Genomic DNA, 25,326 nt, shown 5'->3' on the forward strand with positions numbered 1-25,326 from the left:
GGGAAACGTTCCGCCGGCTACCTGAGGTGCGGGTCCAGGCCGTGGAGCGGGAACACCGCGCCCCGCGTGGCCATGACGGCGCGGTCGACGGCGTCGTCGGGGTTGTAGCCCGCGGACCACGGCCGGTAGGCCGCGTCGACGCCGTCGGTCATCCGCTCGGGCGGCTCGACGTCGGTCAGCCCGGTGACGTCCGCCCGCCAGGTCTCGGGCACCGCCGTGGCCGGGTCGAGGGGGCGGCCGGCGACGACGGCGGCCAGGTGCGCCCACACCCGCGGCACGACGCTGACGACCTCGTAGCCCCCGCCCCCGGTCGCCACCCAGCGCCCGCCGGCGTGCGCGTCGGCGAGCTCGGCCATGAGGAGGGCGGCGCGCCGCTGCGCATCGACGGAGACGGCGAGCTCGGCGAGCGGGTCCAGCCGGTGGGAGTCGCAGCCGTGCTGGGTGACGAGCAGCTGGGGCCGGAACTCCTCGACGAGAGGGACGACGACGGCGTCGAGCACCCGCAGCCAGCCGGCGTCACCGGTGCCCGGGGGCAGCGGCACGTTGACCGCGCTCCCGCGCGCGCCGGGTCCGCCGAGGTCCTGGGCGTAGCCGGTGCCCGGGAAGAGGGTGCCGGGGTGCTGGTGGACGGAGATCGTCAGGACGCGGTCGTCGTCCCAGAACGCCCGCTCGACACCGTCGCCGTGGTGGGCGTCGAGGTCGACGTAGGCGACCCGCTCGGCGCCCGCCTCGAGGAGCGCGGCGACGGCCACCGCGACGTCGTTGTAGACGCAGAAGCCGGAGGCCCGGTTCGGCATCGCGTGGTGCATGCCGCCGGCGAGGCTGAGCGCTCGGCTCGCGCGGCCCTCCCAGACGGCGGTCGCGGCCGCGAGCGTGGACCCGGCGATCCGGGCGCCGGCCTCGTGGATCTGTCCGAAGATCGGGTTGTCCGTCTCCCCGAGCCCGCGGGCCGGGTCGGGCGTCCCCTCCCCGGCGGCGCGCACGGCCGCGAGGTAGCCGGCCTCGTGGACGCGGAGCAGGGCGTCGTCGGCGGCGGGCGCGACGTCCGTGACGGTGAAGGCGTCGAGGAGGCCGAGGTCGGCGAGCAGCCGGTGCGTCAGTGCGAGGCGGAGAGGGGCCATCGGGTGGCCGGCGCCGAAGTTGTACTCCAGCAGGTCCTCGCTCCACGGGAGCAGCGGCTTGGGCATGCTTCACGGTAGCGCGGGCCGGAGTCTGACAAGGTGTGCGGGTGACAGCTGTGAGGACGGCGCGCACCCCCTGGCCCGGGCGTGCCCTGAGAGCGTTGCGCGACGCCGTCGACCACGTCGCGCACCGTTCCCCCGCGCGGCTGGCACTCCTCGTGTTCGCCGCGATCATCGCCGTCGTCACCGCCCTGCTGTCGCTGCCGGCGGCGACCCACGCCCCCGAGCCGGCCCGCTTCGTCGACGCCCTCTTCACGGCCGTCTCGGCCGTGTGCGTCACGGGGCTCACGACGGTGTCGACGGCGACCTACTGGTCCACCTTCGGGCAGGCGGTCATCATCGTCGGGGTCAAGATCGGCGGCCTCGGCGTCATGACGCTCGCCTCGATCCTCGGTCTGGCGATCTCCCGGCGGATCGGCCTCACCCAGCGTCTGCTCGCCGCCTCGGAGACGAAGACGACCCGCCTGGGGGAGGTCGGCACGCTCGTGCGCGCCGTCGTCGTCGCGTCCCTCGCCGTCGAGGCGACCCTCACCCTCGTCCTCGTCCCCCGCTTCCTCACGCTGGGGGAGTCGCTGGACGCGGCGCTGTGGCACGCGTTGTTCATGGCGGTCTCGATCTTCAACAACGCCGGTTTCGTCGTCCTCGAGGTGGGGATGGAGCCGTTCGTCGGGGACTGGTGGATGTGCCTGCCCATCATCGTCGGCGGCGGGATCGGCGCACTGGGCTTTCCCGTCATCCTCAACGTCGCCGGGCGCCTGCGGGGGCAGCGGCGCCTCTCCCTCCACTCCAAGCTCACGATCGTCACCTACGGGCTGCTCGCCGTCGGCGGCTCGCTCGGCTTCGCGTTCTTCGAGTGGCGCAACGCCGCGACCCTTGGGCAGCTGCCCGTGGCCGACCGGGTGCTCGCCTCCCTCATGGCCGGGGTGAACTCACGGTCCTCGGGGCTGAGCACCGTCGACCTCTCCGTCGCGAGCGACACGACGTGGTTCCTCACCGACGCGCTCATGTTCGTCGGCGGCGGGTCCGCGTCCACCGCGGGCGGCATCAAGGTGACGACCTTCGCCGTCCTCGTCCTCGCCATCGTCGCCGAGGCCCGCGGCGACCGGGACGCCGAAGCCTTCGGACGCCGGATCGGCACGACGACGATCCGGCTGGCCGTCGCCGTCGCCTTCCTCGGCGCCACGCTCGTGGGTGTCGCGACCCTCCTCCTCCTCGCCCTCACGGACTACCAGCTCGAGCTCGTGCTCCTCGAGGTCATCTCCGCCTTCGCGACCGTCGGGCTGAGCACCGGCATCACCCCCGACCTGCCCGACGCCGGCAAGTACGTGCTCAGCGCGCTCATGTTCGCCGGCCGCCTCGGCACCGTCACCATGGCCGGTGCGCTGGCCCTGCGGCAGCGGCGCCGGGTCATCCGCATGCCGTCCGAGCCGCCGATCGTCGGCTGAGCCGGGCACACTGGGGGCCGAGACGAAAGGGACGGTGACACATGGCGCAGCGCAACCTGCCCCGCTCGGGCGCGGTGCTCGTGATCGGGCTCGGCCGCTTCGGGGCCGCGCTCGCGGCGACGCTGGAGGACATCGGGCGTGAGGTCCTGGCCGTGGAGAAGGACGAGCACCTCGTCTCCCAGTGGTCCGGGCGCCTGCCGGTGGTCGAGGCGGACGCGTCGAACCCCGACGCCCTCGAGCAGCTGGGCGCGCAGGAGTTCTCCGTCGTCGTCGTCGGGGTCGGCACCTCGCTGGAGGCGAGCGTGCTCATCACGGCAAACCTCGTCGACATGGAGGTGCCGCAGATCTGGGCCAAGGCGACCTCCGGCGAGCACGGGCGCATCCTGCGGCGCATCGGCGCCCACCACGTCGTCTACCCCGAGCACGACGCCGGGCAGCGCGTGGCGCACATGGTCTCGGGCCGCATGCTCGACTACATCGAGATGGAGGACGGCTTCACGATCGTCAAGATGCGCCCGCCGCGGGAGACGCAGGGCTTCACGATCGGGCAGTCGCAGATCCGCGCGCGCTACGGCGTCACCGTCCTGGGCGTGAAGTCGCCGGGCGAGGCCTTCGAGTACGCGACCGAGGACACCCGCATCAGCCCCGGGGACACCATCATCGTCTCGGGCGACTCGAGCCTCCTCGAGACCTTCGCGGCCCGGCCCTGACCGTCCCGGCTCGCGCGGGCGCGCGTCACTAGGATGGGATGTGAGCGTTCACGCCCGGTGACGCCAGGAAGGACGACGACGTGATCACCCCCGAAGGAGATGTCCTCACCCTCACCGCCGGTGACTACCGCGCCACCGTCGTCAGCGTCGGCGCCGGCCTCGCCGGCCTCACCTGGCGCGGCGGGCACGTCGTCGTCGGGCACGACCCGGGCGAGCTACCCGTCGGCTACCTCGGCAAGACGCTCGTCCCGTGGCCCAACCGCATCGCCGACGGCCGCTACGAGTTCGGCGGGGAGACGCACGAGGTCCCGGTCAACGAGCACGAGACCAACGCCGCCCTCCACGGCCTGGCCTGCTGGGTGGACTGGGACGTCGCGTCGGCCACGGACGAGAAGATCACGCTGACGACAGACCTCGCACCCCGCTACGGCTACCCGTTCTGGCTGCGCTCGACCGTCACCTACCGCCTCGACGCCGAGGCCGGCCTCACGGTGAGCATCACCTCGACCAACCTCGGCGACGTCCCCGCCCCCTACGGCGCCTCCTCCCACCCCTACCTCAGCTGCGACCTCGCGCCCGTCGACGAGTGCACCCTGACGGCCCCCGGCGCACGCGTCCTCGAGGTCGACGAGCGGCTGCGGCCCGTGGGACTGCGGGACGTCGGCGGTGACCTCGACCTGCGCGAGCCCCGCCCCCTTGGCGCACGCCGCGTCGACCACGCCTTCACCGCCCTGCCGGACGGCGGCTGGGCCGTGACGCTCGCGCACCCGGGTGCACCGTTCAGCGCCCGGATGACGGCGGACGCCCCGTGGGTGCAGGTCTACTCCGGCGAGAAGGTCGACCGCCGCGGGGTGGCCGTCGAGCCGATGACCTGCCCACCCGACGCCTTCAACTCCGGCACCGACCTCGTCGTGCTCGCACCCGGCGAGGCGCACACCCTGACGATGCGGATCGACGCGGTCCCGACCGCCTGAGCGGTGGGGCGTCGGCCGCCGTGTCGGTGGCCCAGGCTACCGTCAGCCCATGGCCTCGACCAAGACCCAGCGTCCCGCCTACCGGTGCACCGAGTGCGGCTGGAACACGGCCAAGTGGGTAGGCCGCTGCGGGGAGTGCCAGGCCTGGGGCACGGTGAGCGAGGCCGGCGCCCCCGCCGGCAGCCGCGCGCCCTCCCCCGCCCGGCCGGCGCTCGCCGCGCAGCCCATCAACGACGTCGACGTCGACACCGCGCGCGCCCGGCGCACGGGCGTCGGCGAGCTCGACCGCGTGCTCGGTGGCGGGATCGTGCCCGGCGCCGTGGTTCTCCTCGCCGGGGAGCCGGGCGCCGGCAAGTCCACCCTCCTGCTCGACGTCGCGGCCCGGACCGCCGAGCAGGGCACCGGGTCGGTGCTCTACGTGACCGGCGAGGAGTCGGCCAGCCAGGTGCGGCTGCGCGCGGAGCGGATCGGCGCGATGGCCGAGCGGCTCCTCCTCACCGCCGAGAACGACCTCGCCACCGTCCTCGGGCACATCGAGGCCGCCGACCCCTCGCTCGTCGTCGTCGACTCGGTCCAGACGATCTCCTCCGGCGAGGTCGACGGCGCCGCGGGCGGGGTGAGCCAGGTCCGCGAGGTCGCCGCGGCCCTCATCGGGGCCGCCAAGCGGCGCCACGTCCCCGTCATCCTCGTCGGGCACGTGACCAAGGACGGCTCGCTCGCCGGCCCGCGGGTGCTCGAGCACCTCGTCGACGTCGTCTGCCAGTTCGACGGCGACCGCCACTCCCGCCTGCGCCTCCTGCGTGCCACGAAGAACCGCTACGGGCCCACCGACGAGGTGGGCTGCTTCGAGCTCACCGACACCGGGATCAGCGGCCTCGCCGACCCGTCCGGGCTCTTCCTCTCGGAGTCGCGCACCACCGCGGTGCCGGGCAGCTGCGCCTCGGTCAGCCTGGAGGGCAGGCGGCCGATGCCCACCGAGATCCAGGCGCTCGTCGCCCCGAGCGCGCTGAGCAACCCCCGCCGCACCACGTCCGGGCTCGACGGCTCGCGCACGGCAATGACCCTCGCCGTCCTCCAGGCGCGGGTGGGCCTGGACCTCGGCGGGCGGGACATCTACGTCTCCACCGTGGGCGGGGCGCGCGCGGTCGAGCCGGCGGTCGACCTCGCCGTCGCGCTCGCCGTTGTCTCGGCCGCGATGGACCGCCCGCTGCGGGGAGGGGTCGTCGCCATCGGCGAGGTGGGGCTCACCGGGGATGTCCGGGCCACCGTCGGGGTCCAGCGCCGGCTGAGCGAAGCGGCCCGGCTCGGCTTCACCACCGCCCTGGTCCCCCGCCACGGAGCCGACCAGCTCAAGTCTGTCCCGGGACTGTCGACCCTCCCGGTCGCCAACGTCCACGAGGCGCTGCTCGCGGCCCTGCCCGGGTCCACGCCGCCCGCCCCGCAGGGCACGGAACGGCACGTGCGCGCCGTAAGATGACGCCCGGGGCGTGCGTGCGGCGCTCCGCCCCGCGACCCGAGGAGAACCCGTGCCCGACAAGGCCGACACCCTGCTGCGCGCCACCCTGCAGGCCGTCGCACCTGGCACCGAGCTGCGGGACGGCCTCGAGCGCATCCTTCGCGGGCGCACCGGTGCCCTCATCGTCCTCGGCTACGACGACCTCGTCGAGACGATCTGCTCCGGCGGCTTCGACCTCGACGTCGAGTTCTCCGCCACCCGCCTGCGCGAGCTGGCCAAGATGGACGGTGCCGTCGTCGTCGACTACGCCCGCCAGCGCATCCGGCGTGCCAACGTCCAGCTCATGCCGGACACGAGCGTTGAGACGAGCGAGTCCGGCATGCGGCACCGGACCGCCGAGCGGGCGGCCAAGCAGACGGGCTACCCCGTCATCACGGTGAGCCAGTCGATGCGAATCGTCGCCCTCTACGTCGACGGCGTGCGCCACGTCGTCGAGGACTCCAGCGCGATCCTCTCCCGCGCCCACCAGGCCCTGGCCACCCTCGAGCGCTACAAGGCGCGTCTCGACGAGGTGTCCGGCACGCTGGCGGCGCTGGAGATCGAGGACCTCGTCACCGTCCGGGACGTGACGACCGTCGTCCAGCGCCTCGAGATGGTCTCGCGGATCTCCGCGGAGATCGACGGCTACGTCGTCGAGCTCGGCGCCGACGCACGCCTGCTGTCCCTCCAGCTCGACGAGCTCATCGGCGGGCTCGCCCCCGACCGCGAGTTCATCATCCGCGACTACAGCGCCCGGGCCGCGGACAACGTCGCCGGCGTGCTCACGCGGCTGGCCGCGCTGTCCTCCGCCGAGCTCATCGAGATGTCGGCGATCGCCCGCGCCCTGGGCATCGGCGGCCCCGACGGCCAGTCCCTCGACGACCCGCTCAGCCCGCGCGGCTACCGGATGCTCTCCCGCATCCCGCGCCTGCCCTCCCCCGTGGTCTCGGCGCTCGTCGAGCACCTCGGCCCGCTGCAGAAGCTCCTCGCGGCGAGCACCGAGGACCTCCAGCAGGTCGACGGCGTCGGGCCGCAGCGGGCCCGCTCGGTTCGTGAGGGCCTCTCGCGCCTGGCCGAGTCCTCGATCCTCGAGCGCTACGTCTGAGCGGTCCGCGGCTCAGCCGAGGCTGAAGACCTCGGTCTCACCGAGCGGTGCGCCGTCGAGCGCGACGGCGAGGCGGTAGGTGCCCGGGCCGGCCTGCGGCTGCCCGTCGGGGCAGCCCGGCGCGGAGCGGTGACCGTCCCAGCTCACGGTGACGGGCGTCGTCGCGCCGGTGTCGAGCAGGAGCTCCTCGGCCGCGTCACCCGCGCAGTGCGCCGAGGACCACACGGCGTCGCTCCCGGACTCGATCTCGGTGACGAGCGCGCCGGACGCGACGTCGACGAGGCAGGGGACCTCACCGGTGTTGCGCATGCTCACCTCGACGCTCACGCCGGCGCCGGACGGCTTCACCGCGACCTGGGCGGTGACGTCCTCGGCGGCACAGACGGCCACATGGCCGGGCGAGGGCGGCGGTGGCTGCGTCTCGGTCGACTCCGCGGCAGCGGGTCCGGCCGGCGCGTCTGCCGCCGCGTCACGGTTGCCCAGCACAGTGGTGACGCCCCACACCACACCCGCCACGACGAGCAGCAGGAGCAGCAGCACGACGGCGCGACGGCGCCGGTAGACCGCGGCCGAGGGCCGCACCGGTCGCCGCGTCGGGTGGAGGCTCGAGCGTGTCACACCCCGACGGTAGGCAGGTTCCGGCGCGAGACGCGGACGGCTCGCCGGGACGGGGCACACTGGGAGCAATGCTCACCGACCTCCACGCGACGGTGGCCGACTGGTACGCGGCCCACGCCCGCGACCTCCCGTGGCGACGTCCCGGCACGACCCCGTGGGGCGTGCTCGTCAGCGAGGTCATGTCCCAGCAGACCCCGGTGGCGCGCGTCGCACCGGCCTGGGAGGCGTGGATGGCGCGGTGGCCCGAGCCGGCCGACCTCGCGGCGGCCGCGCCGGCCGACGTGCTGCGCGCCTGGGACCGGCTCGGCTACCCGCGCCGCGCCCTGCGGCTGCGCGAGTGCGCCGAGCAGGTCGTCACGCGCTTCTGCGGGGTGGTGCCCCAGACGGAGGAGGAGCTGCTCAGCCTGCCGGGCGTCGGCGGGTACACGGCCGCCGCCGTCGTGAGCTTCGCCCACGGGGGACGCGCGCTGGTCCTGGACACGAACGTGCGCCGCGTCCTGGGCCGCGTCGCCGCCGGCCGCGCGCTGCCGCCTCCCGGGCTCACCGCCGCGGAGCGGGCGGGCGCCGCCGAGCTGCTGCCCGCCGAGGCCGCCGCGTCCGTGCGGTGGAACGAGGGCGTCATGGAGCTCGGCGCCCTCGTGTGCACCGCGCGCTCTCCGCGCTGCCCCGCCTGCCCGCTGGCGGACCGGTGCCGCTGGCGGCGGGCCGGCGCCCCGCCCGCCGCCCGCGCCCCGCGCCGGCAGGCGTGGCACGGGACGGACCGTCAGGCGCGGGGGCGCGTCATGGCCCGGCTGCGGGAGCTGCCCGACGGCGTGACGCTCGACACCGAGGAGCTCCTCCTCCCTCTGCGGGAGGGCGCCGAGGACGCGGCCCAGGCGGACCGGGCCCTGGCGTCGCTCCTCGCGGACGGTCTCGTGGCGGAGCCCTCCCCGGGCTGCTGGGCGCTGCCCGGCTGAGCTACGGGGCCTCGTACCCGGCGTCGGAGCACAGCTCGGCGAGCGTCCCCTGCGCCGCCGCGGCCTCGGTGACGTCGATGGTCGTGAGGTCGGGGAAGGGCGGCTCCTCGCCCTCCGGCACCTCCTGCTCGCCTGCCTCGTTGACGGCTGTGACGGCGGCCGTGAACGGCGCGGCGACCCCCGCGAGAACGGGCACCATGTCGGGGGGCGCGTCGCGGGAGAGCTCCCGCAGCCGTTGCTCGAGCGCGTTGACCTCCGTGTACGTCGCGGCGTCGACCACCTGGCCGGACTCGAGGGACACGCGGGCCGCCTCGGCGCGCTCGGCCAGCGGTGTCCCGGTCCCCTCGTAAAAGGCCTCGCAGGCGGTGACCTGCTCGCTGTCCCGCTCGGCGGCGTCCGTGGGCCGCTCGAGGGTCTCCTCGTCGTTCGTGCTGCAGCCCGCAGCCAGGGTGAGGAGCACGGCGGCGGACAGTGCGGCGGATCGGCGTCTCATGCCACGAGGTTACGAGCGTGCCCGACGGCCCGCGCGCCGGGCCAGGCGGACCTCAGCGTCCGGCGACGGCGGCCCGGACGCGGTAGACGTCGGTCGGTTCCGGCGGGTCGCCGGCCGCAGTCCGCCGGGCCAGTACCCGGCACGCCCAGGCGGCCCCCTCCACGTGGGAGGCCGGCGTGGTCTCGACAGCACCGCGCGCGAGCACGGTGAGCCCGAGCCAGGCCGTCGACTCGCGCAGGGCTAGCAGCGGAGCCACCCCCGCCGGGTCGTCGCGCAGCGTGCGGCCCGCCGCGGCGGACATCTCCTGCATGGTGAGTGCGAGGTCGCGCAGCGCGTGCCGGCCCGCGCTCGTGCGGTGCGTCCCTGCGCCCAGGTGCTCGACCGCCGTCGCCACGGCGACGAGCACCCGCGCGATGCATGCCGCGAGCAGCCGCGGCGCCCCGCGCGCGAGCACCACCCACGGCACGAGCGCCCCGATGACGACGCCGACGGCGGTGTCGAGCAGCCGCTCGCTCACGACAGGAGTCACCGACAGGTCCGTCCCCGCGGTCCCGATCGTCAGGGCGAGCGGCGTGATGAAGACGACGGCGACGGCGTAGGCCCGGGCGACGAAGAGCTCGACGAGCCCCTGGAGGAGGACGACCACGGCGACGACGAGCCACGGGCTGTCCGCGGCGCCCACGTGGACGAGGAGGAAGATCCCGAGGCCGACGACCGTCCCGACCAGGCGGTGCGCCGCGCGGACCGCCGTGCCCCGACGGTCCAGGCCGGTGTGGAGCACGAGCATGGTCGCCGCCATCGTCCAGTAGACGTGGTCGACGTCGAGCGCGGACGCGAGGAGCCCGGCGGCCGCCACCCCGACGGCGACCCGCACGGTCGCCTGGAGCGGGTTGCTCGGCCAGCGCGCGGCGTGCCGGAGGAGCTGGCGGGCCGTCGGCCGGCCGAGGGGTGCCTCGGCCTGCTCGGCCGCGAGCTCCGGGTCCGGGGCGTCGCCGGGCAGGAGATGGGCGGAGTAGGCACGCTGGACGCCGCCGAGCTCGGCGAGCAGCGCGTCCGCCCGCTCGCCGCGCGCACGGCCGTCGGCGAGGGTTGCCCAGCCGTGGTGGAGGGCGTCGCCCGCCGCGGCGCTGCGCCGATACGCCTCCTCCCCCGCGCGCGGCCCGGAGAGGAAGGCGTCGACGGCAGCCCGGGCACGCGCGACCGCGTCCCGCTGGGGGCCGTGGGGACGCACGGCGAGGTCGGCCATGGCGACGACGACGGCGAAGGCCGCCCCCACCGCCGTCGAGATGACGAAGCCGGCCGGCGCGACGCCGTGCATGGGCAGGTACCCACCGAGCCCGGCGACGAGGACGAAGAAGAAGGCGCCGGGCACGCCGACGCGCAGGGAGTGGCACAAGAAGGTGGCGACGGTCGCGACTCCGACGACGAGCGCCACGGACGCCGGTGCACTGCCGCTCGCGAGGGTGCCGAGACAGGCACACAGCACGAAGGACGCCGCGACACCGAGCAGGAGGCGCAGCCGCGAGCGCCAGGGCCGGCCGGCCGCGTAGAGGACGGTGAAGGCGCCGGTCCCCATGAGCAGCCCGGCCGGCTGGTCACCGAGAAGCGTCATTGTCGTCACCGGCGCCCCGATGGCGACGGAGGCGCGGACCGCCACCTGCCAGCGGCTCGGCGGCCGCACGGTCCACCGCAGGCCGCACAGCGGATGACGCCGGCGGGCAGGGCGGTCGGAGGATCGGTGGGTCGCCACGGCCTCCAACACTAACGAGGAGCGACGTAGGGTGCCGGTGTGGAGAGCCTCTCGGTGCCGCCGGACGTCCGGCTGGCACGCACCGTCCGTGCCCTGCGCGACGCCGTCGTGGGCTGCGGGGCCGCGTGCCTCGGGCTCGCCGTCGTCGCGGCGGCCATCCTCGCGCTCAGCGGCTCCGACCCGCTCCTCGCCGGCCCCACGCTCACCATCCTCGGTGGCGGGCAGCTCCTCGCGCTCGTCGGCGCAGCCGTCGCGGCCCTCGGGCTCCGCGGCGCGCTCGCGAGGCGCCCGCTCGCCGGCGTCGTCGGGGCAGCCCGGGGCCGGCTGCGGTGGGTCGTGCGGGCAGTGCTCGTGTGGAGCGCGGGCGCGGCCGTCGGCTGGGCGCTGGCCGACCCCGCCCGGGCCGTGCTCTTCCTCGCGCTGGGCGCCGTCACGGCGCAGCTCGCCGTCGTCGTCCTCCTCGTGCGCCGGCGCCTGCCCGGCGAGGGCTGAGCCGTAGCCCCGCCCACGCTGCACGCCCCCTGCCAGCACTCGACGCGGCGGCTCCTCGGGCTCGCCGATCCACCGGGGGCCGGGAAGTCGACCGTCGCCGCATGGCTCGTGGCCGCCCTCGCGCCGCGCTCGTCCGGGGCGGTGCGGGACCGGGCCGACCTCGTCGTCGTCCTCGCGGGTCAGAGCTCGAGGAGCAGGCGCGAGTTGCCCAGGGTGTTGGGCTTGACGCGCGCGAGGTCGAGGAACTCGGCGATGCCGTCGTCGTGGGAGCGCAGCATCTGCGCGTAGACGTCGGTGCCCACCGGCGTGCCCTCGATGACCTCGAAGCCCATCCGCTGGAAGAACTCGACCTCGAAGGTGAGGCAGAAGACGCGCTTGAGCCCCAGCACCCGCGCGCGCTCGATGAGCGCGCCGAGCACGTGCCAGCCCACGCCGCGGCGGTGGTGGTCGGGGTCGACGGCGAGGGTGCGGACCTCGGCGATGTCGTCCCACATGACGTGCAGGGCGCCGCAGCCGACGACCTGCCAGCTGCCGTCGTCGCCGGGCAGCTCGGCGACAAGGAACTCCTGGATCGCCTCGAAGTAGCTGATGAGCTCCTTGGAGATCAAGATGCGTTGCTCCGCGTAGGGCGCGACGAGTTCGTAGATGCGCCGCGCGTCGGAGGGGAGGGCGGGCCGCACGATGACCGAGGGCCGCTCGGTCCCCTCGGGGTAGGCGCCGCTCGTGCTCATCGCCCGATGATGGCACGCCGGACCCGCGCGCCGCGGTCGGCGCCACACGACGGCCACCCGGCCGGACTGACACCAAGACTTGAACAGTTCCAGTCTTTGGCCTAGCCTCGACCCATGCCTACCGACCACGCCGAGCTGCTGCGCGCCGCCGACCTCCGGGTCACCGCACCGCGTCTCGCGGTCCTGGCGGAGGTCGAGGCGCACCCCCACGCGACGGCGGAGGAGATCCGGCGTCTCGTCAAGGAGCGTCTCGGGACGGTGTCCACCCAGGCGGTCTACGACGTCCTGCACGCCCTGACGGACGTGCGTCTGCTGCGGAGGATCGAGCCGGACGGGTCGCCCGGCCGCTTCGAGCTCTTCCGCGAGGACAACCACCACCACGTGGTGTGCCGGACGTGCGGCGCCGTCAGCGACGTGCCCTGCGCCGTGGGGCACGCCCCCTGCCTGACGGCGAGCGACGACCACGGTTTCTCGATCGACACCGCCGAGGTCGTCTACTGGGGCACCTGCCCCGCCTGTCGCACCCAGTCCTGAGACCCGAGTCGGCACGCCGTGCCGATGCACGCACACAAGGAGAATGAATGTCCGCGGACAACAACCTGCCGCTCACCACCGCCGCCGGCGCGCCCATCTGGGACAACGACAACGCCGTGACCGCCGGCGCGCGCGGCCCGATGCTCCTCCAGGACGTGTGGTTCCTGGAGAAGCTCGCCCACTTCGACCGTGAGGTCATCCCCGAGCGGCGCATGCACGCCAAGGGCTCTGGCGCCTGGGGCACCTTCACCGTCACGCAGGACATCACCAAGTACACCAAGGCCGCGCTCTTCTCCGAGGTCGGCAAGCAGTCGGAGATGTTTGCCCGCTTCTCCACCGTCGCCGGTGAGCGCGGTGCGGCCGACGCCGAGCGCGACATCCGCGGCTTCTCCCTGCGCTTCTTCACCGAGGAGGGCAACTGGGACATGGTCGGGAACAACACCCCGGTGTTCTTCCTGCGCGACCCGCACCACTTCCCCGACCTCAACCGCGCCGTCAAGCGCAACCCGCGCACGAACATGCGCGACGCCGAGATCAACTGGGACTTCTGGACCAACCTCCCCGAGGCCCTCCACCAGGTCACCATCGTCATGTCGGACCGCGGGATCCCTGACGGCTACCGCCACATGCACGGCTTCGGCTCGCACACCTACTCGTTCATCAACGCGCAGAACGAGCGCTTCTGGGTGAAGTTCCACTTCCGCACGCAGCAGGGCATCAAGAACCTCACCGATGCGGAGGCCGCCAAGACCGTCGCCGAGGACCGCGAGTCGGCCCAGCGCGACCTCTACGAGGCCATCGAGCGCGGCGACCACCCCAAGTGGACCTTCTCGATCCAGGTCATGCCCGAGGCGGACGCCCAGAACTACCGCTTCCACCCCTTCGACCTCACCAAGGTCTGGTCGAAGAAGGACTACCCGCTCATCGAGGTCGGCGAGTTCGAGCTCAACCGCAACCCGGAGAACTACTTCCAGGACGTCGAGCAGGCCGCCTTCACCCCGGCGAACATCGTGCCCGGCATCGGCTACTCCCCCGACCGCATGCTCCAGGGCCGCCTGTTCTCCTACGGTGACGCCGCCCGGTACCGCCTGGGCGTCAACCACCACCAGATCCCGGTGAACCACCCCCGCGCGGCAAAGTTCGTCAACACCTACCACCGCGACGGCCAGGGCCGGGTGGACGGTAACGGCGGCAGCATGCCCAGCTACACGCCCAACAGCTACGGCCGCCTCCAGAACGCCCCGGCCTACCGCGAGCCCAGCCAGGCCGTGGGTGCCGTCGCCGACCGGTTCGACTACCGCGAGGACGACCACAACTACTACGAGCAGCCCGGCGACCTCTTCCGGCTCATGAGCCCCGAGGAGCAGCAGCGCCTCTTCGCCAACACGGCCCGCGCCATCAACGGCGCGTCCGACGCGACCGTCGAGCGCCACATCCAGAACTGCACCCTGGCCGACCCGGCCTACGGTGAGGGTGTGCGCCGCGCCATCGCGGCCCTCAAGGCCGGGACGCTCGACTCGCTCGACGCGAACCCCAACAACGAGCCGGCGATGACCAACGCCTGACCCTCACCCCTCCCGGGGCTGAGGACGGCAGCGAGGGCCCGGACGACCACCACGGTCGCCCGGGCCCTCGCGCGTCTCAGGCCAGGAGGTGGGAGCGACCGAACATCTGGGCCGTGGCCCGGGCGCTGGGGGTGCCGGAGTCGAGGTCCGCGCCCGCGTCGCGGAGCACGGTGACGACCTCCTCCTCGCCCTTGAACAGGGCGCCGGCGATCGGGGACTGGTCGCGCGCGTTGCGCAGGTCGACGTCGGCGCGCCGCTCGACAAGCGCCCGCACCGTGTCCGCCTTGCCGTGGTAGGCGGCGAGCATGAGCATCGTGTTGCCCTCGGCATCACGGGTGTCGACCGGCAGCCCGTGGTCGATCAGCTCGAGCACCTCCGTCGTCCCACCCTGCCGCGCCAGCTCCATGGCCATCGCGACGACCTTTGCTGCCTGCTCGTCGGAGAGTCCCATGCCGCCACTGTAGGCGGCGACCCTGCAGAACCCCCTGATGACCGGACCTGCGGACCTCGCGAGCCTGGGGCTGGCGGGCACTCTCCACGAGCCCCGCGAGCGCCGCCGTCAGCTACGGCGTCGAGGGGGAGAGCGCGCGGGGCAGCCCTCGCCCGCCAGCGTCTACGTGCGGCGGGCGGGCGGGCGGCGGCTGGTGAGCCACCAGCACACGCCGCGCTGGTCAGGCGGGCGCGACCGGTCCGAGGAGCACGGTGGCCCACGCGCGGTGGACCGACTCGTCGTCGCTCGGGTGGAAGATCCCGGCGAGGACGTCGCGGTACAGCCGGGAGAGCTCGCTGCGGCTGAAGTAGGACGAGCCGCCCGAGACGCGCACCGCCTTCTCGACGACGTCCTTGGCGGTCTCCGTCGCGCGCGTCTTGACGGCGGACAGCTGCGGCAGCCACAGCGGCCCGCGGTCCACCTGCTCGTCGACGTCGCGGGCGATCTGCGCGATCTGCGGGTAGATGCCGTCGAGCTCGATCGCGGCGTCGGCGAGCCGGTAGCGGATGTCGGGGTCGTGGGCGTAGGTGGCGCCGCCGGCGGCCATCGAGCGGCGCTTGCGCACCGTCTCGACGGCGACGTCGATCGCCCGCGCCGCGATACCGGTGTAGACGCTGGCGAGGAGGATCTCGAAGGCGGCGAAGATCCCGAAGACGAACGGGTCCGTCGTCGGGCCGGGCGCGATGCGGCGCACGATCCTCTCGGCGGGGGCGTGCGCACCGGACAGGACGGTGGTGCAGGACTGGGAGGCGCGCATCCCCATCGCGTCCCAGTCCTCGCGCACCTCCACTCCCCCGCCGTCGCGGGTGACGAAGCCCCAGACGTTGCGGTCCTCCGCGCCGGTCCGGTCGGTGCCGAAGGTGCCCAGGCGGGTCCAGGCCGGGGAGAAGGAGGTGAAGATCTTCGTGCCGTGGAAGGAGTAGCCGCCCTCGCCGTCGGGCACGGCGTCGCTCGCCGAGCCGAACAGGACGAGGTCGTTGCCGGCCTCGGAGACCCCGAAGGCGAAGATCTCCCCGGCGGCCGCCTGCTCGAGGATGAAGTCGCAGGAGTGGTCGCCGCGGGCCTGGACGGTGCGGGCCACCGCCACCCACACGTGGTGCATGTTGACGGCGAGCGCCGTCGCGGGTGCCGCGCCGGCCAGCCGCATCTGCTGGCGGGTCATCTCCTCCAGGCTGAGCCCGGCGCCCCCCAGCTCGGTGGGGACCATCGCGGTGAGGTAGCCGGCCCCGACGAGCTCGGCGAGGTCCTCGGTGAAGAAGATGTTCTCGCGGTCGTAGCCGGCCGCGCGGTCCCGGATCCGGTCGAGGAGGGCGTCGGGCAGCAGCTCGGTTGTCATGACCCGAGCGTAGGTCCGTCGGCGGGCCTCTTCCCGTGGACGCGTCGAGGGGCTAGGTTCTGGCAGCATGGCCGATGACGCGACGACGCGTGGCGGGGGCACCTTCGCGCGAGTCCTCGGCGCGCTCGTGGTCGTCGTCGTGCTCGCCCTGCTCGCCTGGGCCCTCCTGCGCGAGGACGGCGCCGCGCCCGCCGCGACCGGGACGCCGGCGCCCACGGGCGGCGGCTGCGCGCAGGAGCTCACCGTCCCGGTGACCACCACTCCGGACTTCGCTCCCGTCGTCGTGGCGGCCGCGGACCGGCTGGATGACGAGGACCCGTGCACGACCTTCGCCGTCGCCACGAGCTCCTCGGCGGCCACGGCGGAGCAGGTCCGCAGCGGCGTCGTCCCCTCCCGGGTGTGGATCCCCGACTCCGAGGTGTGGGTGGAGCGGGTCAACCAGGACCCGCAGGCTCCAGCGCTGACCGCCGGCCCGGTCCTCGCCACGACCCCCGTCCTCGTCGCCGTCCCGGCGACGCTGGCGGAGTCGACGGGCGCGGGCGGGACGCAGCCGTGGCGGGAGATCCTCACCGGCCCGCTCGTCCCGCGGATCGCCGACCCCGTGACGTCGACGGCGAGCCTGCTCCTCCTCCACTCCGCCCACGCGGCGCTGCGCGGCACGCCCGAGGGCGACGAGCTCCTCGGCGCGGCCATGATCCAGATGTCCCGGCTCGTCGCCGACCCGGACCAGCTCCTCACCTACGCGGGCGATGACGCCGAGGCAGCACCCGCCGTCGTCGCCACCGAGCAGCAGGTCGCGGGGCAGCGCGCCGGCAACGTCGTCACCCCGCTGGAGGCCCTCGTCCCGGCCGAGGGGACCGGCGCCCTCACCTTCACGTGGGTGCCGCTGCCCGGCACCGACAACGGGGTGGGCATGCGCGGCGCGCTGGCCGCGCTCGAGGAGGCCCTCACCGACGAGGCCGGTGCGGCGGACGTGAGGGCGGCCGGTTTCCGGGCCCCCGGAGACGACACCGGGCCGCAGCTCCCCGGCATCCCCGCGGACGCGGTCGCCCCGCTGCCGCAGCCGACGGCGGCCGAGACTGACGCCGTCGTGACGGTGTGGCGCACCGTCGCAGTCGACATGCGCATGCTCGCCGTCATCGACGTCTCCGGCTCGATGCTGCAACCGGCCGGCGACCAGACGCGGATCGCCCTCGCCGGCGCCTCCGCCCAGACCGCGCTGAACGTCTTCCCGCTGAGCTCCCAGGTGGGACTGTGGGTGTTCTCCACCGACCACCCCGGCGGCACCGACTGGACCGAGCTCGCACCGATCGCCCCGCTCCACGGCGAGGAGGGAGGCGGCGGGCACCGCGAGGAGCTGCTCGCCGCCACCGACACTCTCGCCGAGCACGCGCGCCCCGGCGGGGACACCGGCCTGTACGACACCGTGCTCGCCGCCTACCGGCAGGTGCAGGACACCTACGAGCCCGGGTACGTGAACTCCGTCGTCCTCCTCACCGACGGCGTCAACGAGGACGACGACGGCATCTCCCTGGACGAGCTCCTCGCGGAGCTGCAGGCCCGGATCGACCCGAGCCGGCCGATCCCCGTCATCACCGTCGGCATGGGGCCCGGCGCCGACGAGGAGGTGCTGCGGCTCATCGCCGCCCAGACCGGTGGGCGCAGCTACCTCGCGCGCGACCCCGCCGACATCCGCACCGTCTTCGTCGACGCGCTCACCCACCGCCCCCGCCCCGGGTAGGGCGCCGGCCACGAGGTGCCGCTGGGCCCGCCGTCGCGCGGCGCGCCGTCCTTCGTGCTTCCGTATGTGCAGGAGGCCCGATGGCGCAGCAGGCAGTCCCGGACCGGACCGCGACGAGAGCGGGACGACGCCCGTCGCGGCGCTTCATGATGAGCAAGGCGTTGCGCGACTTCCTCGCCGACGAGTGCCTGGACCGGTCCGCGGCGCTGACGCTCTTCTCCGTCCTCGCGATCCCTCCGCTCGTCATCATGCTCACCTCCGTGCTCGCCCTCGCCGGGCAGGGACCGGCGAGCACCGACACGATGCTCGAGATCGTCAGCCAGCTCGCCCCGGACGAGGACGCGCTCGACGTCATCAGCGAGCCCGTCCGTTCCGTGCTCGAGCACCCCGCGGCGGGGTGGACGCTCGCGCTCGGCGTCGGGTCCTCGCTGTGGATCGCGGCCGGCTACGTCGGTTCCTTCGGCCGGGCGATGAACCGGATCTACGGCGTCGAGGAGGGACGCCCGGCGCTGCAGCTGATCGGCTGGCACCTGCTCACCACACTCGTCCTCGTCGTCTTCGCCACCCTCGTCACGCTGTTCGCGGTCGTGTCGGGCCCGGTCGCCCGGGCCGTCGGCCAGACGCTGGAGGTGGAGGCGTCGGTCACCGTGTGGGAGCTGGCCCGCTGGCCGGTCGTGCTGCTCGCCGGGCTCGTCGTCATCTCCCTGCTCTACTTCACGACGCCGAACGTCCGGTACCAGCGCTTCCGGCTCGTCTCCCCCGGCTCGCTCCTGGCGCTGGGCATCGCGCTCGTCGCGTCCTTCGGCTTCCAGCTCTACCTGCGGCTCGCCGGGTACTTCGAGACGACCTACGGCGCGACCCTGGCGGGCATCGTCGTCCTCGTCCTGTGGCTGTGGCTCATCAACATCTCCCTCCTCCTCGGCGCCGAGCTCGACCGCGAGCTGGCCCGGGCCCGCCAGCTCGTCAGCGGCGTCGAGGCCGACCGCCGCATCCAGGTGGACGTCCGCGACGAGCGCGCCAGCCACCGCGCCGCAGCCCGTCGCACCGCCGACGAGGCGCGGGCCCGCAGCCTGCGCGAGTCGTGGACGGACGGGCGGGAGTAGCCGCCCACGTCACGCCCCGGTCCCGGTCCGGTCACGGTTCGGCCACCCCGGTGCCACCCACGGCCAGAAGTCGCTACGGTCCGGGCATGAGACTCCTGCGGACAGCGGTGCTCGGCCTGATGGTCCTGCTCGGCCTCGTCGCGTGCTCGGGTGGCAGCGCCGACGACAGCGGCGGCGCGCAGAGCGAGGCGGGCGGCGCCGACATGGCCGTGGAGGAGGCCGCCGACTCGGACCCGGGCCCGCGGGAGGTCGTGACGACGGGTTCCCTCACGCTCGTCGCCGCGGACCCGCTCACCGCGATGGACGAGGTCGTCGGGCTCGTCGAGGGGGTGGGCGGCTACGTCGAGGAGCGCGCCGAGCACGCGGCCACGGACGAGGCCGAGGCCTCGGGCTGGCTCACCGTCCGCGTCCCCGCGGCCGAGCTCACCGGCGTCATCGACGGCCTCGAGGCCGTCGGCGAGACGCTGGACCTGTCGATCTCCTCCGAGGACGTCACCCGTCAGGGGCGCGACCTCGACGCCCGCATCGCCGCCCTGGAGACCTCGACCGAGCGGCTCCTCGGCCTCATGGCCGAGGCCGACTCGAGCCAGACGCTCCTCGCCGCGGAGGACGCGCTGAGCGAGCGGCAGTCCGAGCTCGAGGCGCTGCAGGCCGAGCGCGCCCACCTCAGCGAGCAGGTCGCGATGTCCTCGCTCCACGTGAGCGTCGGCGCGGACAGTCCCGTCCAGCTCGCCACCGGCGGCTTCGTCGGCGGCCTGCAGGACGGCTGGGCCGCGCTCGTCGGCTTCGCCGGCGGGCTGCTCGTCGTCCTCGGAGCAGTCCTGCCGTGGCTCGTCGCCCTGGGGGTGCCGCTCGCCGTCGTCGTCGTCGCGCTGCGCCGTCGCCGGCGCCGGGAGCCGGCGACGGCCTAGCGCCGTCAGAGGCGCTTGACCAGCGGGAAGGTGATCGTCTCGCGGATGCCGTGGCCGGTGAGGGCCATGAGGAGGCGGTCGATGCCCATCCCCATGCCACCGGCCGGCGGCATGCCCTGCTCCATCGCCTGGAGGAAGTCCTCGTCCAGGACCATGGCCTCCGGGTCACCCGCGGCGGCAACGAGCGCCTGCGCCGCGAAGCGCTCGCGCTGGACGACCGGGTCGACGAGCTCGGAGTAGGCGGTGGCGAGCTCGAAGCCGCGCACGTACAGGTCCCACTTCTCCACGACGCCCGGCACCGAGCGGTGCTCGCGGGTGAGCGGGGAGGTGTCCACGGGGTAGTCGCGGACGAAGGTCGGGGCGTGGAGGTGGTCGCCCACGAGGTGCTCCCACAGCTCCTCGACGACCTTGCCGGGCGTGTAGTGCGGGGCGACGGGCACCTCCAGACGCTCGGCGTGGCGGGTGAGCTCCGCGAGCGAGGTCTGCGGGGTGACCTCCTCACCGAGGGCGGCGCTGAGCGAGGGGAACAGGGACAGCTCGTCCCACTCGCCCCCGAGCTCGTACTCGCTGCCGTCCGCCAGGGGCACGGTGGTGGTCCCCAAGGCGTCCTGCGCGGCCTGCTGGACGAGGTCGCGGGTGAGCTCGGCCATCGTGTCGTACGAGCCGTAGGCCTCGTAGGCCTCGAGCATGGCGAACTCCGGGGAGTGGCTGGAGTCGGCGCCCTCGTTGCGGAAGTTGCGGTTGATCTCGAAGACACGGTCGATCCCGCCCACGACGGCCCGCTTGAGGAAGAGCTCGGGCGCGATACGGAGGTAGAGCTCGACGTCGTAGGCGTTCATGTGGGTGGCGAAGGGGCGTGCGGCCGCCCCACCGGGCTGCACCTGGAGCATCGGCGTCTCGATCTCGAGGAAGTCGCGCTCGTCGAGGTGGCGGCGCAGCGACCTCACGACGGCGGCACGGGTGCGGACCATGTCGCGGGCGGCCGGGCGCATGATGAGGTCGAGGTGGCGGCGGCGCACGCGCCCCTCCTCGGAGAGCGCGACCTGCTCGCCGTCCTCGGTCTCGTAGGTCTTGGGCAGCGGGCGCAGGGACTTGGCGGCCAGCCGGTAGGAGTCGGCGAAGATGCTCAGCTCCCCGCGGCGGGAGGCGATGACGCGGCCCTGGACGAAGAGGTGGTCACCGAGGTCGACGTCGGCCTTGAAGGAGGCCAGCGCCTCCTCCCCGACCTCCGCGCGGGAGAGCATCGCCTGCAGGCGCGTGCCGTCCCCGCTCTGGAGCGTGACGAAGCACAGCTTGCCCGTGTTGCGCAGGTACATGACCCGCCCGGCGACGCCGACGACGTCGTCGGTCTCCTCCCCGGCGGCGAGTCCGGCGTACCTCGCCCGGACGGCGGGGATCGTCGTCGTCACCGGGAGGGTGACAGGGTAGGGGTCGACACCCTCGGCCAGCATCCGGGCGCGCTTCTCGGCACGCACCCGGACCTGCTCGGGAACGTCCTGGTCGTGGTCCTCGGGGGCCGGCACGGTGGGGGTCGTCTCACTCACCCCCCGATCCTATCCAGCAGCACGTCGGGGCCGGGCCCGGCGCTATCCTCGTCCGGACGCGCCGGGCCGAGGCGGCGCACGAGGGGATGGGTGATGGGCGCGACGAGCATCGGCGCGACAGGCGACGCAGAGCCCGGTCCCGGCGCGGACGCCGTCAGCCAGCCCGGCCTCTTCGACATCCCCCCGGGTGCTCGCCGCACGCCCGTGCGGGTGGTGCTTCTCACCGGGCCCTCGGGCTCGGGCAAGACCTCGCTCACCGGCCGGCTCGGCCTGCCGGTGGTCTCGCTGGACGACTTCTACCGCGACGGCGACCACCCCGAGCTGCCGCGCCGGTACGGGATCGTCGACTGGGACGATCCGCGCAGCTGGGACCGCGAGGGGGCGCTGGCCGCGCTCCTCGAGATCGCCCGCACCGGCCGCGCGGAGGTGCCGCTCTACGACATCCCGACCAACCGGCGCACGACGATCACCCAGTTCGACGCCGGCGGCAGCCCCATCGTGCTCGCCGAGGGCATCTTCGCCGCCGAGCTCATCGCCGAGTGCCGCGACGAGGACATCCTCGCGGACGCGCTGTGCCTGTGGCGCCCGCGCCTGCAGACCTTCTGGTTCCGGCTCCTGCGCGACCTCGGCGAGGCCCGCAAGCCCCCGCTCACGCTGCTGCGCCGCGGCCTCAACCTTGCGCGCATCGAGCCGGGGAAGGTCGCCGAGCTCGAGCGTCGCGGCGCCCGCAGGATGCGCGTTGCCGAGGCCGAGCAGTACATCCGCTCGCTGGCCACCCACCCCTAGTCCGCATATGCGGGAAAAGCACGGCCTCGGCGCGCGTGACACCGCACTTTTCGCGCATATGCGGAGAGGGGGCGGTGGTCATGCGAGGAGGGCGGTGATCGCGAGGATCACCGGGACCGAGCCGATCGTCGAGAGGAAGATCGCGTCACGGGCCAGGACGACGCCGCGGTCGTAGCGGCTGGCGACGACGAAGACGTTCTGCGCCGTGGGGAGCGCCGCCAGCACGGCGACGGCGTAGAGGGCGGTGTCCTGCAGGCCCAGCGCCATGCCGATGAGGTACGCGAGGGCGGGCTGGACGAGGAGCTTGAGCCCGACGACGAGCACGAGCTCACGCGCCGGCGAGCCCGCCCCCGGCCTGGGACCCAGCCGCAGCGAGACCCCGTAGGCGAGCAGCATCGCCGGCACGGCCATCCCGCCGAGGAGGTCGACGGGCGCGCGGACGATGCTGGGCAGCTGCAGCCCGGTGAGCGCGAGGACGAGCCCGAGCACCGCGCCGAGCATGAGCGGGTTGCGGGCCGTGCGCAGGGCGAGGCGCCGCGCCCCCGTCCCGCCTCCGGACGTCGTCCGGTCGAGGACCGCGAGGGCGAGCGGCTGCAGCACGACGAGCTGGAGGAGGATGACGGGCGCGACGAGCGCGGCGTCCCCGAGCACGTACGCCGCGACCGGCAGGCCGAGGTTCGCGGCGTTGACGTACATCGAGCACAGCGCGGCAACGACCGTCTCCGGTGCCGGCCGCCGCGCGACCACCCGCGACACGAGCAGGTAGAGGGTCAGCGCCCCGGCGACGGCGCCCGCGGTCGCCACGAGGTTGGCCGAGAAGACGGCGCGGACGTCGGCGTCGGCGACGACCGTGAGCAGCAGCGCGGGGCTGGCCACCCAGAAGGCCAGCCGGACGAGCATCGTCTGGCTGGCGTAGGTGAGGAAGCCGACGTGCGCGAGGACGGCGCCGAGGGCGATGAGCGCTGCGAGCGCGGCGAAGCCCTCGAGGACGCCGATCACCTCAGCGTGGCCCGGTGACTGCCTCGGCGCGGTAGTCGGCGAAGGGGACGCCGCTGGGCTCGACGTGGTAAGGCACCTCGTCCGCCGCGGCGGGCAGCTGAGCCGGCTCCTGGCCGACGTCGAGGATGCGGTTGCGCTCATCGACGAGGACGACCGACGGCTCGTAGCTGCGCGCGTCGGCGTCGCTGAGCATGCCGTAGGCGATGAGGATGACGAGGTCGCCGGGGTGGACGTGGTGGGCGGCCGCCCCGTTGATCTGGATGTCGCCCCTGCCCCGCTCTCCCGGGATGACGTAGGTGGTGAGCCGCGAACCGTTGGTGATGTCGACGACGTCGACCCGCTGGCCGGGCAGGAGGTCCGCGGCGTCCAGCAGGTCGGCGTCCACGGTGACGGAGCCGACGTAGTGGAGGTCGGCCGCGGTCACGGTGGCGCGGTGGATCTTGCCGATGAGCATGGGGCGCTGCAGCGAGCTGGGCGCTGGCATCGTCACTCGTCCTTCCGGAGGTCGAGAATCGTGTTGTCGATGAGCCGGGTGGTCCCGACCCAGGCGGCGGCGACGAGGAGGATGGGGCCGCTCGCGTCCACGGGCACGGGCTCCATCGTCTCAGGGTCGACGAGCTCCAGGTAGTCGAGCCGCACGTCCGGCTCGGCGGCCAGACGCTCGCGCGCGGCAGCCAGCACCTGCTCGGCCCCGGCAGCGGCGACCCCGCGGGCCGCGTCGAGCGCGCCGGAGAGCGCGAGCGCGGCGGCCCGGTCGGTGTCGCCGAGGTAGGCGTTGCGGCTGCTCATCGCCAGGCCGTCGGGCTCGCGGCGGATCGGCACGCCGACGACCTCGACGTCGACGTCGAGGTCGCGCACCATCGCCTGGACGAGCGCGAGCTGCTGAGCGTCCTTCTGCCCGAAGAGCGCCACGTGCGGCCTGGTGAGGTGGAGGAGCTTGAGGACGACGGTGAGGACACCGGCGAAGTGGGTGGGCCGGGTGGCGCCCTCGAGGACGGTCGCGAGCGGGCCCGGCTCCACCCGCACCCGCGGGTCGCCGTTCGGGTACATCGTCCCGGGGTCCGGGGCGAAGACGACGTCGGCGCCCACGTCGGCCAGCTTGGCGAGGTCCGCCTCGAGGTCCCGCGGGTAGGCGTCGAGGTCCTCCCCCGGCGCGAACTGGAGCGGGTTGACGAAGATGGTGACGACGACGTGGTCGGCCCGGCGCCGGGCCTCGCGCACGAGGTCGAGGTGCCCCTCGTGCAGCGCACCCATCGTCATGACGACGGCGCGCGTCCCGCGCTGCCGGTCGAGCACCTCCCGCAGGTCCGCCCGGGTGCGCACGAGCACGGGCGACGGCGCGGGCTCCGCGGCTGCGTCGTCGTCGGCTGCCGGCTGGGCCGGGACGGGGGCCTCGGCGACCGCGTCGAGCAGGAGCTGGGCGGCGGAGTCGGTGAGGCGGCCCGCCGACCAGGCCCGCTGCGTGGTGACGCGGGCGAGGGTGCGGTAGGCCGTGGGGAGGTCGGCGAGGCCGGAGTCCTCGGCCGCGACGGCCACGAGGCTGGCCAGGTGCTCGGCGACGGTGCCGGCGTCCCCGCGCAGCACGGGACCCGTGAGTGCGAGCTCGCCGTCGCGCAGGGTGCCGTCGAGGGCCGCGGTGAGAAGCGGGCCGAGATAGAGCCCCGGCTCGTCGACGCCGGCGCGGCCGAGCACGCGCATCGCCTGGGTCACGAGGGTGACGAGGTGGTTGGCGCCGTGCGCGAGGGCCGCGTGGTAGAGCGCGCGTGCCGACTCCGGCAGCGCCACGGGCTCGCCGCCGATCTCGACGACGAGCGCCTGGCCGATCGGCAGCACCGGCGCGGGCGCGGTGACGGCGAAGGGGCAGCCGACGAGCCGGGAGAGGTCGATGCTCGTGCCGGTGAAGGTCATCGCGGGGTGCAGGGCCACGGGGATCGCTCCTGCGCGCTGCGCGGGCGCGAGGACACCGGTGCCGTAGCGGCCGGCGGTGTGGACGACGATCTGTCCGGCCTGCCAGCCGCCGGTGTCGGCGATGCCCTGGACGAGACCGGCGAGGGCGTCGTCCGGGACGGTGAGAAGGACGAGCTCGGCGCGCTCGACGATCTCGGGGACCTCGAGCACCGGGACCCCAGGCAGGAGCGCGTCGACGCGGTCGCGGCTGTCCTCGGACACCGCGCTGGCGCCGACGACGCTGTGCCCGGCGGCCCGCAGCGCGCTGCCGAGGACGGCGCCGACGCGGCCCGCGCCGACGACGCCCACGCCGAGTCGTCCCGGTCGGGACGACGGCGGGACGTCTCCAGGCACGCTCGCGGTCACCGCGTCATTATCGCCCCGCCCGCCGGCACGGCGCCGGTGACGTCCGACACCGCC

General features: G+C 74.2%; 24 protein-coding genes and 1 pseudogene. 13 read left to right on the top strand and 12 right to left on the bottom strand.

The genetic code is table 11. The annotated features are described in order from the left end of the window. Positions 1 to 17: 17 nt before the first annotated feature. A complete protein-coding gene (locus tag M3148_RS04285; RefSeq protein WP_251303427.1) occupies positions 18 to 1,187 on the bottom strand; it encodes an acetoin utilization protein AcuC in 1,170 nt (389 codons plus the stop codon). A 41-nt stretch (positions 1,188 to 1,228) separates the two neighbouring features. Between M3148_RS04285 and M3148_RS04290 the strand changes: the two genes are divergently transcribed. The 5 genes from M3148_RS04290 to disA all read left to right on the top strand — a co-directional run bounded on the left by M3148_RS04290 (position 1,229) and on the right by disA (position 6,910). Then, entirely contained in the window at positions 1,229 to 2,626 is a 1,398-nt protein-coding gene (locus M3148_RS04290) for a TrkH family potassium uptake protein (protein ID WP_440136898.1), read from the top strand. A 41-nt stretch (positions 2,627 to 2,667) separates the two neighbouring features. Then, positions 2,668 to 3,336 (top strand): potassium channel family protein, encoded by a 669-nt coding sequence (locus M3148_RS04295; RefSeq protein WP_251303428.1) that lies wholly within the window; start codon positions 2,668 to 2,670, stop codon positions 3,334 to 3,336. 80 nt (positions 3,337 to 3,416) lie between these two features. Then, complete coding sequence (locus M3148_RS04300; RefSeq protein WP_251303429.1) at positions 3,417 to 4,310, top strand: aldose-1-epimerase; 894 nt, start codon at positions 3,417 to 3,419, stop codon at positions 4,308 to 4,310. 49 nt (positions 4,311 to 4,359) lie between these two features. Then, the gene (gene radA / locus M3148_RS04305; protein ID WP_251303430.1) at positions 4,360 to 5,787 is read left to right on the top strand and encodes a DNA repair protein RadA; all 1,428 of its coding nucleotides are present in this window, start codon (positions 4,360 to 4,362) and stop codon (positions 5,785 to 5,787) included. A gap of 49 nt (positions 5,788 to 5,836) precedes the next feature. Next, positions 5,837 to 6,910: a DNA integrity scanning diadenylate cyclase DisA gene (gene disA, locus M3148_RS04310; protein ID WP_251303431.1), complete on the top strand. Its 1,074-nt coding sequence runs from the start codon at positions 5,837 to 5,839 to the stop codon at positions 6,908 to 6,910. A gap of 12 nt (positions 6,911 to 6,922) precedes the next feature. Here disA and M3148_RS04315 read toward each other — a convergent pair whose 3' ends face one another. After that, on the bottom strand, positions 6,923 to 7,528 hold the full coding sequence (locus tag M3148_RS04315) for a hypothetical protein (protein WP_251303432.1): 606 nt from the start codon (positions 7,526 to 7,528) through the stop codon (positions 6,923 to 6,925). 68 nt (positions 7,529 to 7,596) lie between these two features. Between M3148_RS04315 and M3148_RS04320 the strand changes: the two genes are divergently transcribed. Next, positions 7,597 to 8,484 (top strand): A/G-specific adenine glycosylase, encoded by an 888-nt coding sequence (locus M3148_RS04320; protein ID WP_251303433.1) that lies wholly within the window; start codon positions 7,597 to 7,599, stop codon positions 8,482 to 8,484. 1 nt (position 8,485) lies between these two features. On the opposite strand, the gene M3148_RS04325 is transcribed toward M3148_RS04320, so the two are convergent. Both M3148_RS04325 and M3148_RS04330 read right to left on the bottom strand, forming a co-directional pair. After that, positions 8,486 to 8,977 (bottom strand): hypothetical protein, encoded by a 492-nt coding sequence (locus M3148_RS04325; RefSeq protein ID WP_251303435.1) that lies wholly within the window; start codon positions 8,975 to 8,977, stop codon positions 8,486 to 8,488. 52 nt (positions 8,978 to 9,029) lie between these two features. Beyond that, positions 9,030 to 10,727 (bottom strand): FUSC family protein, encoded by a 1,698-nt coding sequence (locus M3148_RS04330; RefSeq protein WP_251303436.1) that lies wholly within the window; start codon positions 10,725 to 10,727, stop codon positions 9,030 to 9,032. A gap of 39 nt (positions 10,728 to 10,766) precedes the next feature. Here M3148_RS04330 and M3148_RS04335 point away from each other — a divergent pair, with 39 nt between their 5' ends. Further along, entirely contained in the window at positions 10,767 to 11,219 is a 453-nt protein-coding gene (locus M3148_RS04335; protein ID WP_251303438.1) for a hypothetical protein, read from the top strand. 179 nt (positions 11,220 to 11,398) lie between these two features. Here the strand turns inward: M3148_RS04335 and M3148_RS04340 are convergent, their stop codons facing one another. Beyond that, a complete protein-coding gene (locus tag M3148_RS04340; RefSeq protein WP_251303440.1) occupies positions 11,399 to 11,950 on the bottom strand; it encodes an amino-acid N-acetyltransferase in 552 nt (183 codons plus the stop codon). Between the two features lie 114 nt (positions 11,951 to 12,064). On the opposite strand from M3148_RS04340, the gene M3148_RS04345 reads away from it, so the two are divergent. Together M3148_RS04345 and M3148_RS04350 are read left to right on the top strand one after the other, a co-directional pair. Next, positions 12,065 to 12,484, top strand: coding sequence for a Fur family transcriptional regulator (locus tag M3148_RS04345; RefSeq protein WP_251303441.1), 420 nt, complete (start codon positions 12,065 to 12,067; stop codon positions 12,482 to 12,484). Positions 12,485 to 12,531: 47 nt separating this feature from the next. After that, entirely contained in the window at positions 12,532 to 14,049 is a 1,518-nt protein-coding gene (locus tag M3148_RS04350; protein WP_251303443.1) for a catalase, read from the top strand. Between the two features lie 76 nt (positions 14,050 to 14,125). Here M3148_RS04350 and M3148_RS04355 read toward each other — a convergent pair whose 3' ends face one another. Together M3148_RS04355 and M3148_RS04360 are read right to left on the bottom strand one after the other, a co-directional pair. Continuing rightward, on the bottom strand, positions 14,126 to 14,500 hold the full coding sequence (locus M3148_RS04355; protein ID WP_251303445.1) for an ankyrin repeat domain-containing protein: 375 nt from the start codon (positions 14,498 to 14,500) through the stop codon (positions 14,126 to 14,128). A 220-nt stretch (positions 14,501 to 14,720) separates the two neighbouring features. Then, positions 14,721 to 15,875 (bottom strand): acyl-CoA dehydrogenase family protein, encoded by a 1,155-nt coding sequence (locus tag M3148_RS04360; RefSeq protein ID WP_251303447.1) that lies wholly within the window; start codon positions 15,873 to 15,875, stop codon positions 14,721 to 14,723. Between the two features lie 67 nt (positions 15,876 to 15,942). On the opposite strand from M3148_RS04360, the gene M3148_RS04365 reads away from it, so the two are divergent. The 3 genes from M3148_RS04365 to M3148_RS04375 all read left to right on the top strand — a co-directional run bounded on the left by M3148_RS04365 (position 15,943) and on the right by M3148_RS04375 (position 19,630). Continuing rightward, entirely contained in the window at positions 15,943 to 17,616 is a 1,674-nt protein-coding gene (locus M3148_RS04365) for a VWA domain-containing protein (protein WP_251303449.1), read from the top strand. 80 nt (positions 17,617 to 17,696) lie between these two features. Continuing rightward, a complete protein-coding gene (locus M3148_RS04370; protein ID WP_251303450.1) occupies positions 17,697 to 18,719 on the top strand; it encodes a YihY/virulence factor BrkB family protein in 1,023 nt (340 codons plus the stop codon). An 86-nt stretch (positions 18,720 to 18,805) separates the two neighbouring features. Beyond that, positions 18,806 to 19,630, top strand: coding sequence for a DUF4349 domain-containing protein (locus M3148_RS04375; RefSeq protein WP_251303451.1), 825 nt, complete (start codon positions 18,806 to 18,808; stop codon positions 19,628 to 19,630). 5 nt (positions 19,631 to 19,635) lie between these two features. Here the strand turns inward: M3148_RS04375 and lysS are convergent, their stop codons facing one another. Further along, positions 19,636 to 21,081, bottom strand: a complete 1,446-nt coding sequence (gene lysS / locus M3148_RS04380) for a lysine--tRNA ligase (RefSeq protein WP_440136901.1) — start codon at positions 21,079 to 21,081, stop codon at positions 19,636 to 19,638. 186 nt (positions 21,082 to 21,267) lie between these two features. On the opposite strand from lysS, the gene M3148_RS04385 reads away from it, so the two are divergent. Further along, positions 21,268 to 21,960, top strand: coding sequence for a uridine kinase family protein (locus tag M3148_RS04385; protein ID WP_251303454.1), 693 nt, complete (start codon positions 21,268 to 21,270; stop codon positions 21,958 to 21,960). Positions 21,961 to 22,038: 78 nt separating this feature from the next. On the opposite strand, the gene M3148_RS04390 is transcribed toward M3148_RS04385, so the two are convergent. The 4 genes and pseudogenes from M3148_RS04390 to M3148_RS04405 form a co-directional block, all read right to left on the bottom strand. After that, a complete protein-coding gene (locus M3148_RS04390) occupies positions 22,039 to 22,959 on the bottom strand; it encodes an AEC family transporter (protein WP_251303455.1) in 921 nt (306 codons plus the stop codon). Position 22,960: 1 nt separating this feature from the next. Further along, positions 22,961 to 23,443, bottom strand: a complete 483-nt coding sequence (gene panD, locus M3148_RS04395; RefSeq protein WP_251303456.1) for an aspartate 1-decarboxylase — start codon at positions 23,441 to 23,443, stop codon at positions 22,961 to 22,963. Between the two features lie 2 nt (positions 23,444 to 23,445). Beyond that, complete coding sequence (gene panC, locus M3148_RS04400; protein WP_251303779.1) at positions 23,446 to 24,288, bottom strand: pantoate--beta-alanine ligase; 843 nt, start codon at positions 24,286 to 24,288, stop codon at positions 23,446 to 23,448. Between the two features lie 42 nt (positions 24,289 to 24,330). Further along, a pseudogene (locus M3148_RS04405) lies at positions 24,331 to 25,260 on the bottom strand (Rossmann-like and DUF2520 domain-containing protein); the annotation flags it as partial. Positions 25,261 to 25,326 lie beyond the last annotated feature (66 nt).

It is taken from the genome of Georgenia satyanarayanai, from assembly GCF_023715365.1.
Lineage (GTDB): Bacteria > Actinomycetota > Actinomycetes > Actinomycetales > Actinomycetaceae > Oceanitalea > Oceanitalea satyanarayanai_B.

Excerpts from the sequence above, each read along its gene's own strand:
- M3148_RS04285 (WP_251303427.1), bottom strand. The coding sequence starts at position 1,187 with ATGCCCAAGCCGCTGCTCCCGTGGAGCGAGGACCTGCTGGAGTACAAC.
- M3148_RS04295 (WP_251303428.1), top strand. The coding sequence starts at position 2,668 with ATGGCGCAGCGCAACCTGCCCCGCTCGGGCGCGGTGCTCGTGATCGGG.
- radA (WP_251303430.1), top strand. The coding sequence starts at position 4,360 with ATGGCCTCGACCAAGACCCAGCGTCCCGCCTACCGGTGCACCGAGTGC.
- M3148_RS04320 (WP_251303433.1), top strand. The coding sequence starts at position 7,597 with ATGCTCACCGACCTCCACGCGACGGTGGCCGACTGGTACGCGGCCCAC.
- M3148_RS04325 (WP_251303435.1), bottom strand. The coding sequence starts at position 8,977 with ATGAGACGCCGATCCGCCGCACTGTCCGCCGCCGTGCTCCTCACCCTG.
- M3148_RS04340 (WP_251303440.1), bottom strand. The coding sequence starts at position 11,950 with ATGAGCACGAGCGGCGCCTACCCCGAGGGGACCGAGCGGCCCTCGGTC.
- M3148_RS04345 (WP_251303441.1), top strand. The coding sequence starts at position 12,065 with ATGCCTACCGACCACGCCGAGCTGCTGCGCGCCGCCGACCTCCGGGTC.
- M3148_RS04350 (WP_251303443.1), top strand. The coding sequence starts at position 12,532 with ATGTCCGCGGACAACAACCTGCCGCTCACCACCGCCGCCGGCGCGCCC.
- M3148_RS04355 (WP_251303445.1), bottom strand. The coding sequence starts at position 14,500 with ATGGGACTCTCCGACGAGCAGGCAGCAAAGGTCGTCGCGATGGCCATG.
- M3148_RS04360 (WP_251303447.1), bottom strand. The coding sequence starts at position 15,875 with ATGACAACCGAGCTGCTGCCCGACGCCCTCCTCGACCGGATCCGGGAC.
- M3148_RS04365 (WP_251303449.1), top strand. The coding sequence starts at position 15,943 with ATGGCCGATGACGCGACGACGCGTGGCGGGGGCACCTTCGCGCGAGTC.
- M3148_RS04370 (WP_251303450.1), top strand. The coding sequence starts at position 17,697 with ATGGCGCAGCAGGCAGTCCCGGACCGGACCGCGACGAGAGCGGGACGA.
- M3148_RS04375 (WP_251303451.1), top strand. The coding sequence starts at position 18,806 with ATGAGACTCCTGCGGACAGCGGTGCTCGGCCTGATGGTCCTGCTCGGC.
- lysS (WP_440136901.1), bottom strand. The coding sequence starts at position 21,081 with ATGCTGGCCGAGGGTGTCGACCCCTACCCTGTCACCCTCCCGGTGACG.
- M3148_RS04385 (WP_251303454.1), top strand. The coding sequence starts at position 21,268 with ATGGGCGCGACGAGCATCGGCGCGACAGGCGACGCAGAGCCCGGTCCC.
- panD (WP_251303456.1), bottom strand. The coding sequence starts at position 23,443 with ATGCCAGCGCCCAGCTCGCTGCAGCGCCCCATGCTCATCGGCAAGATC.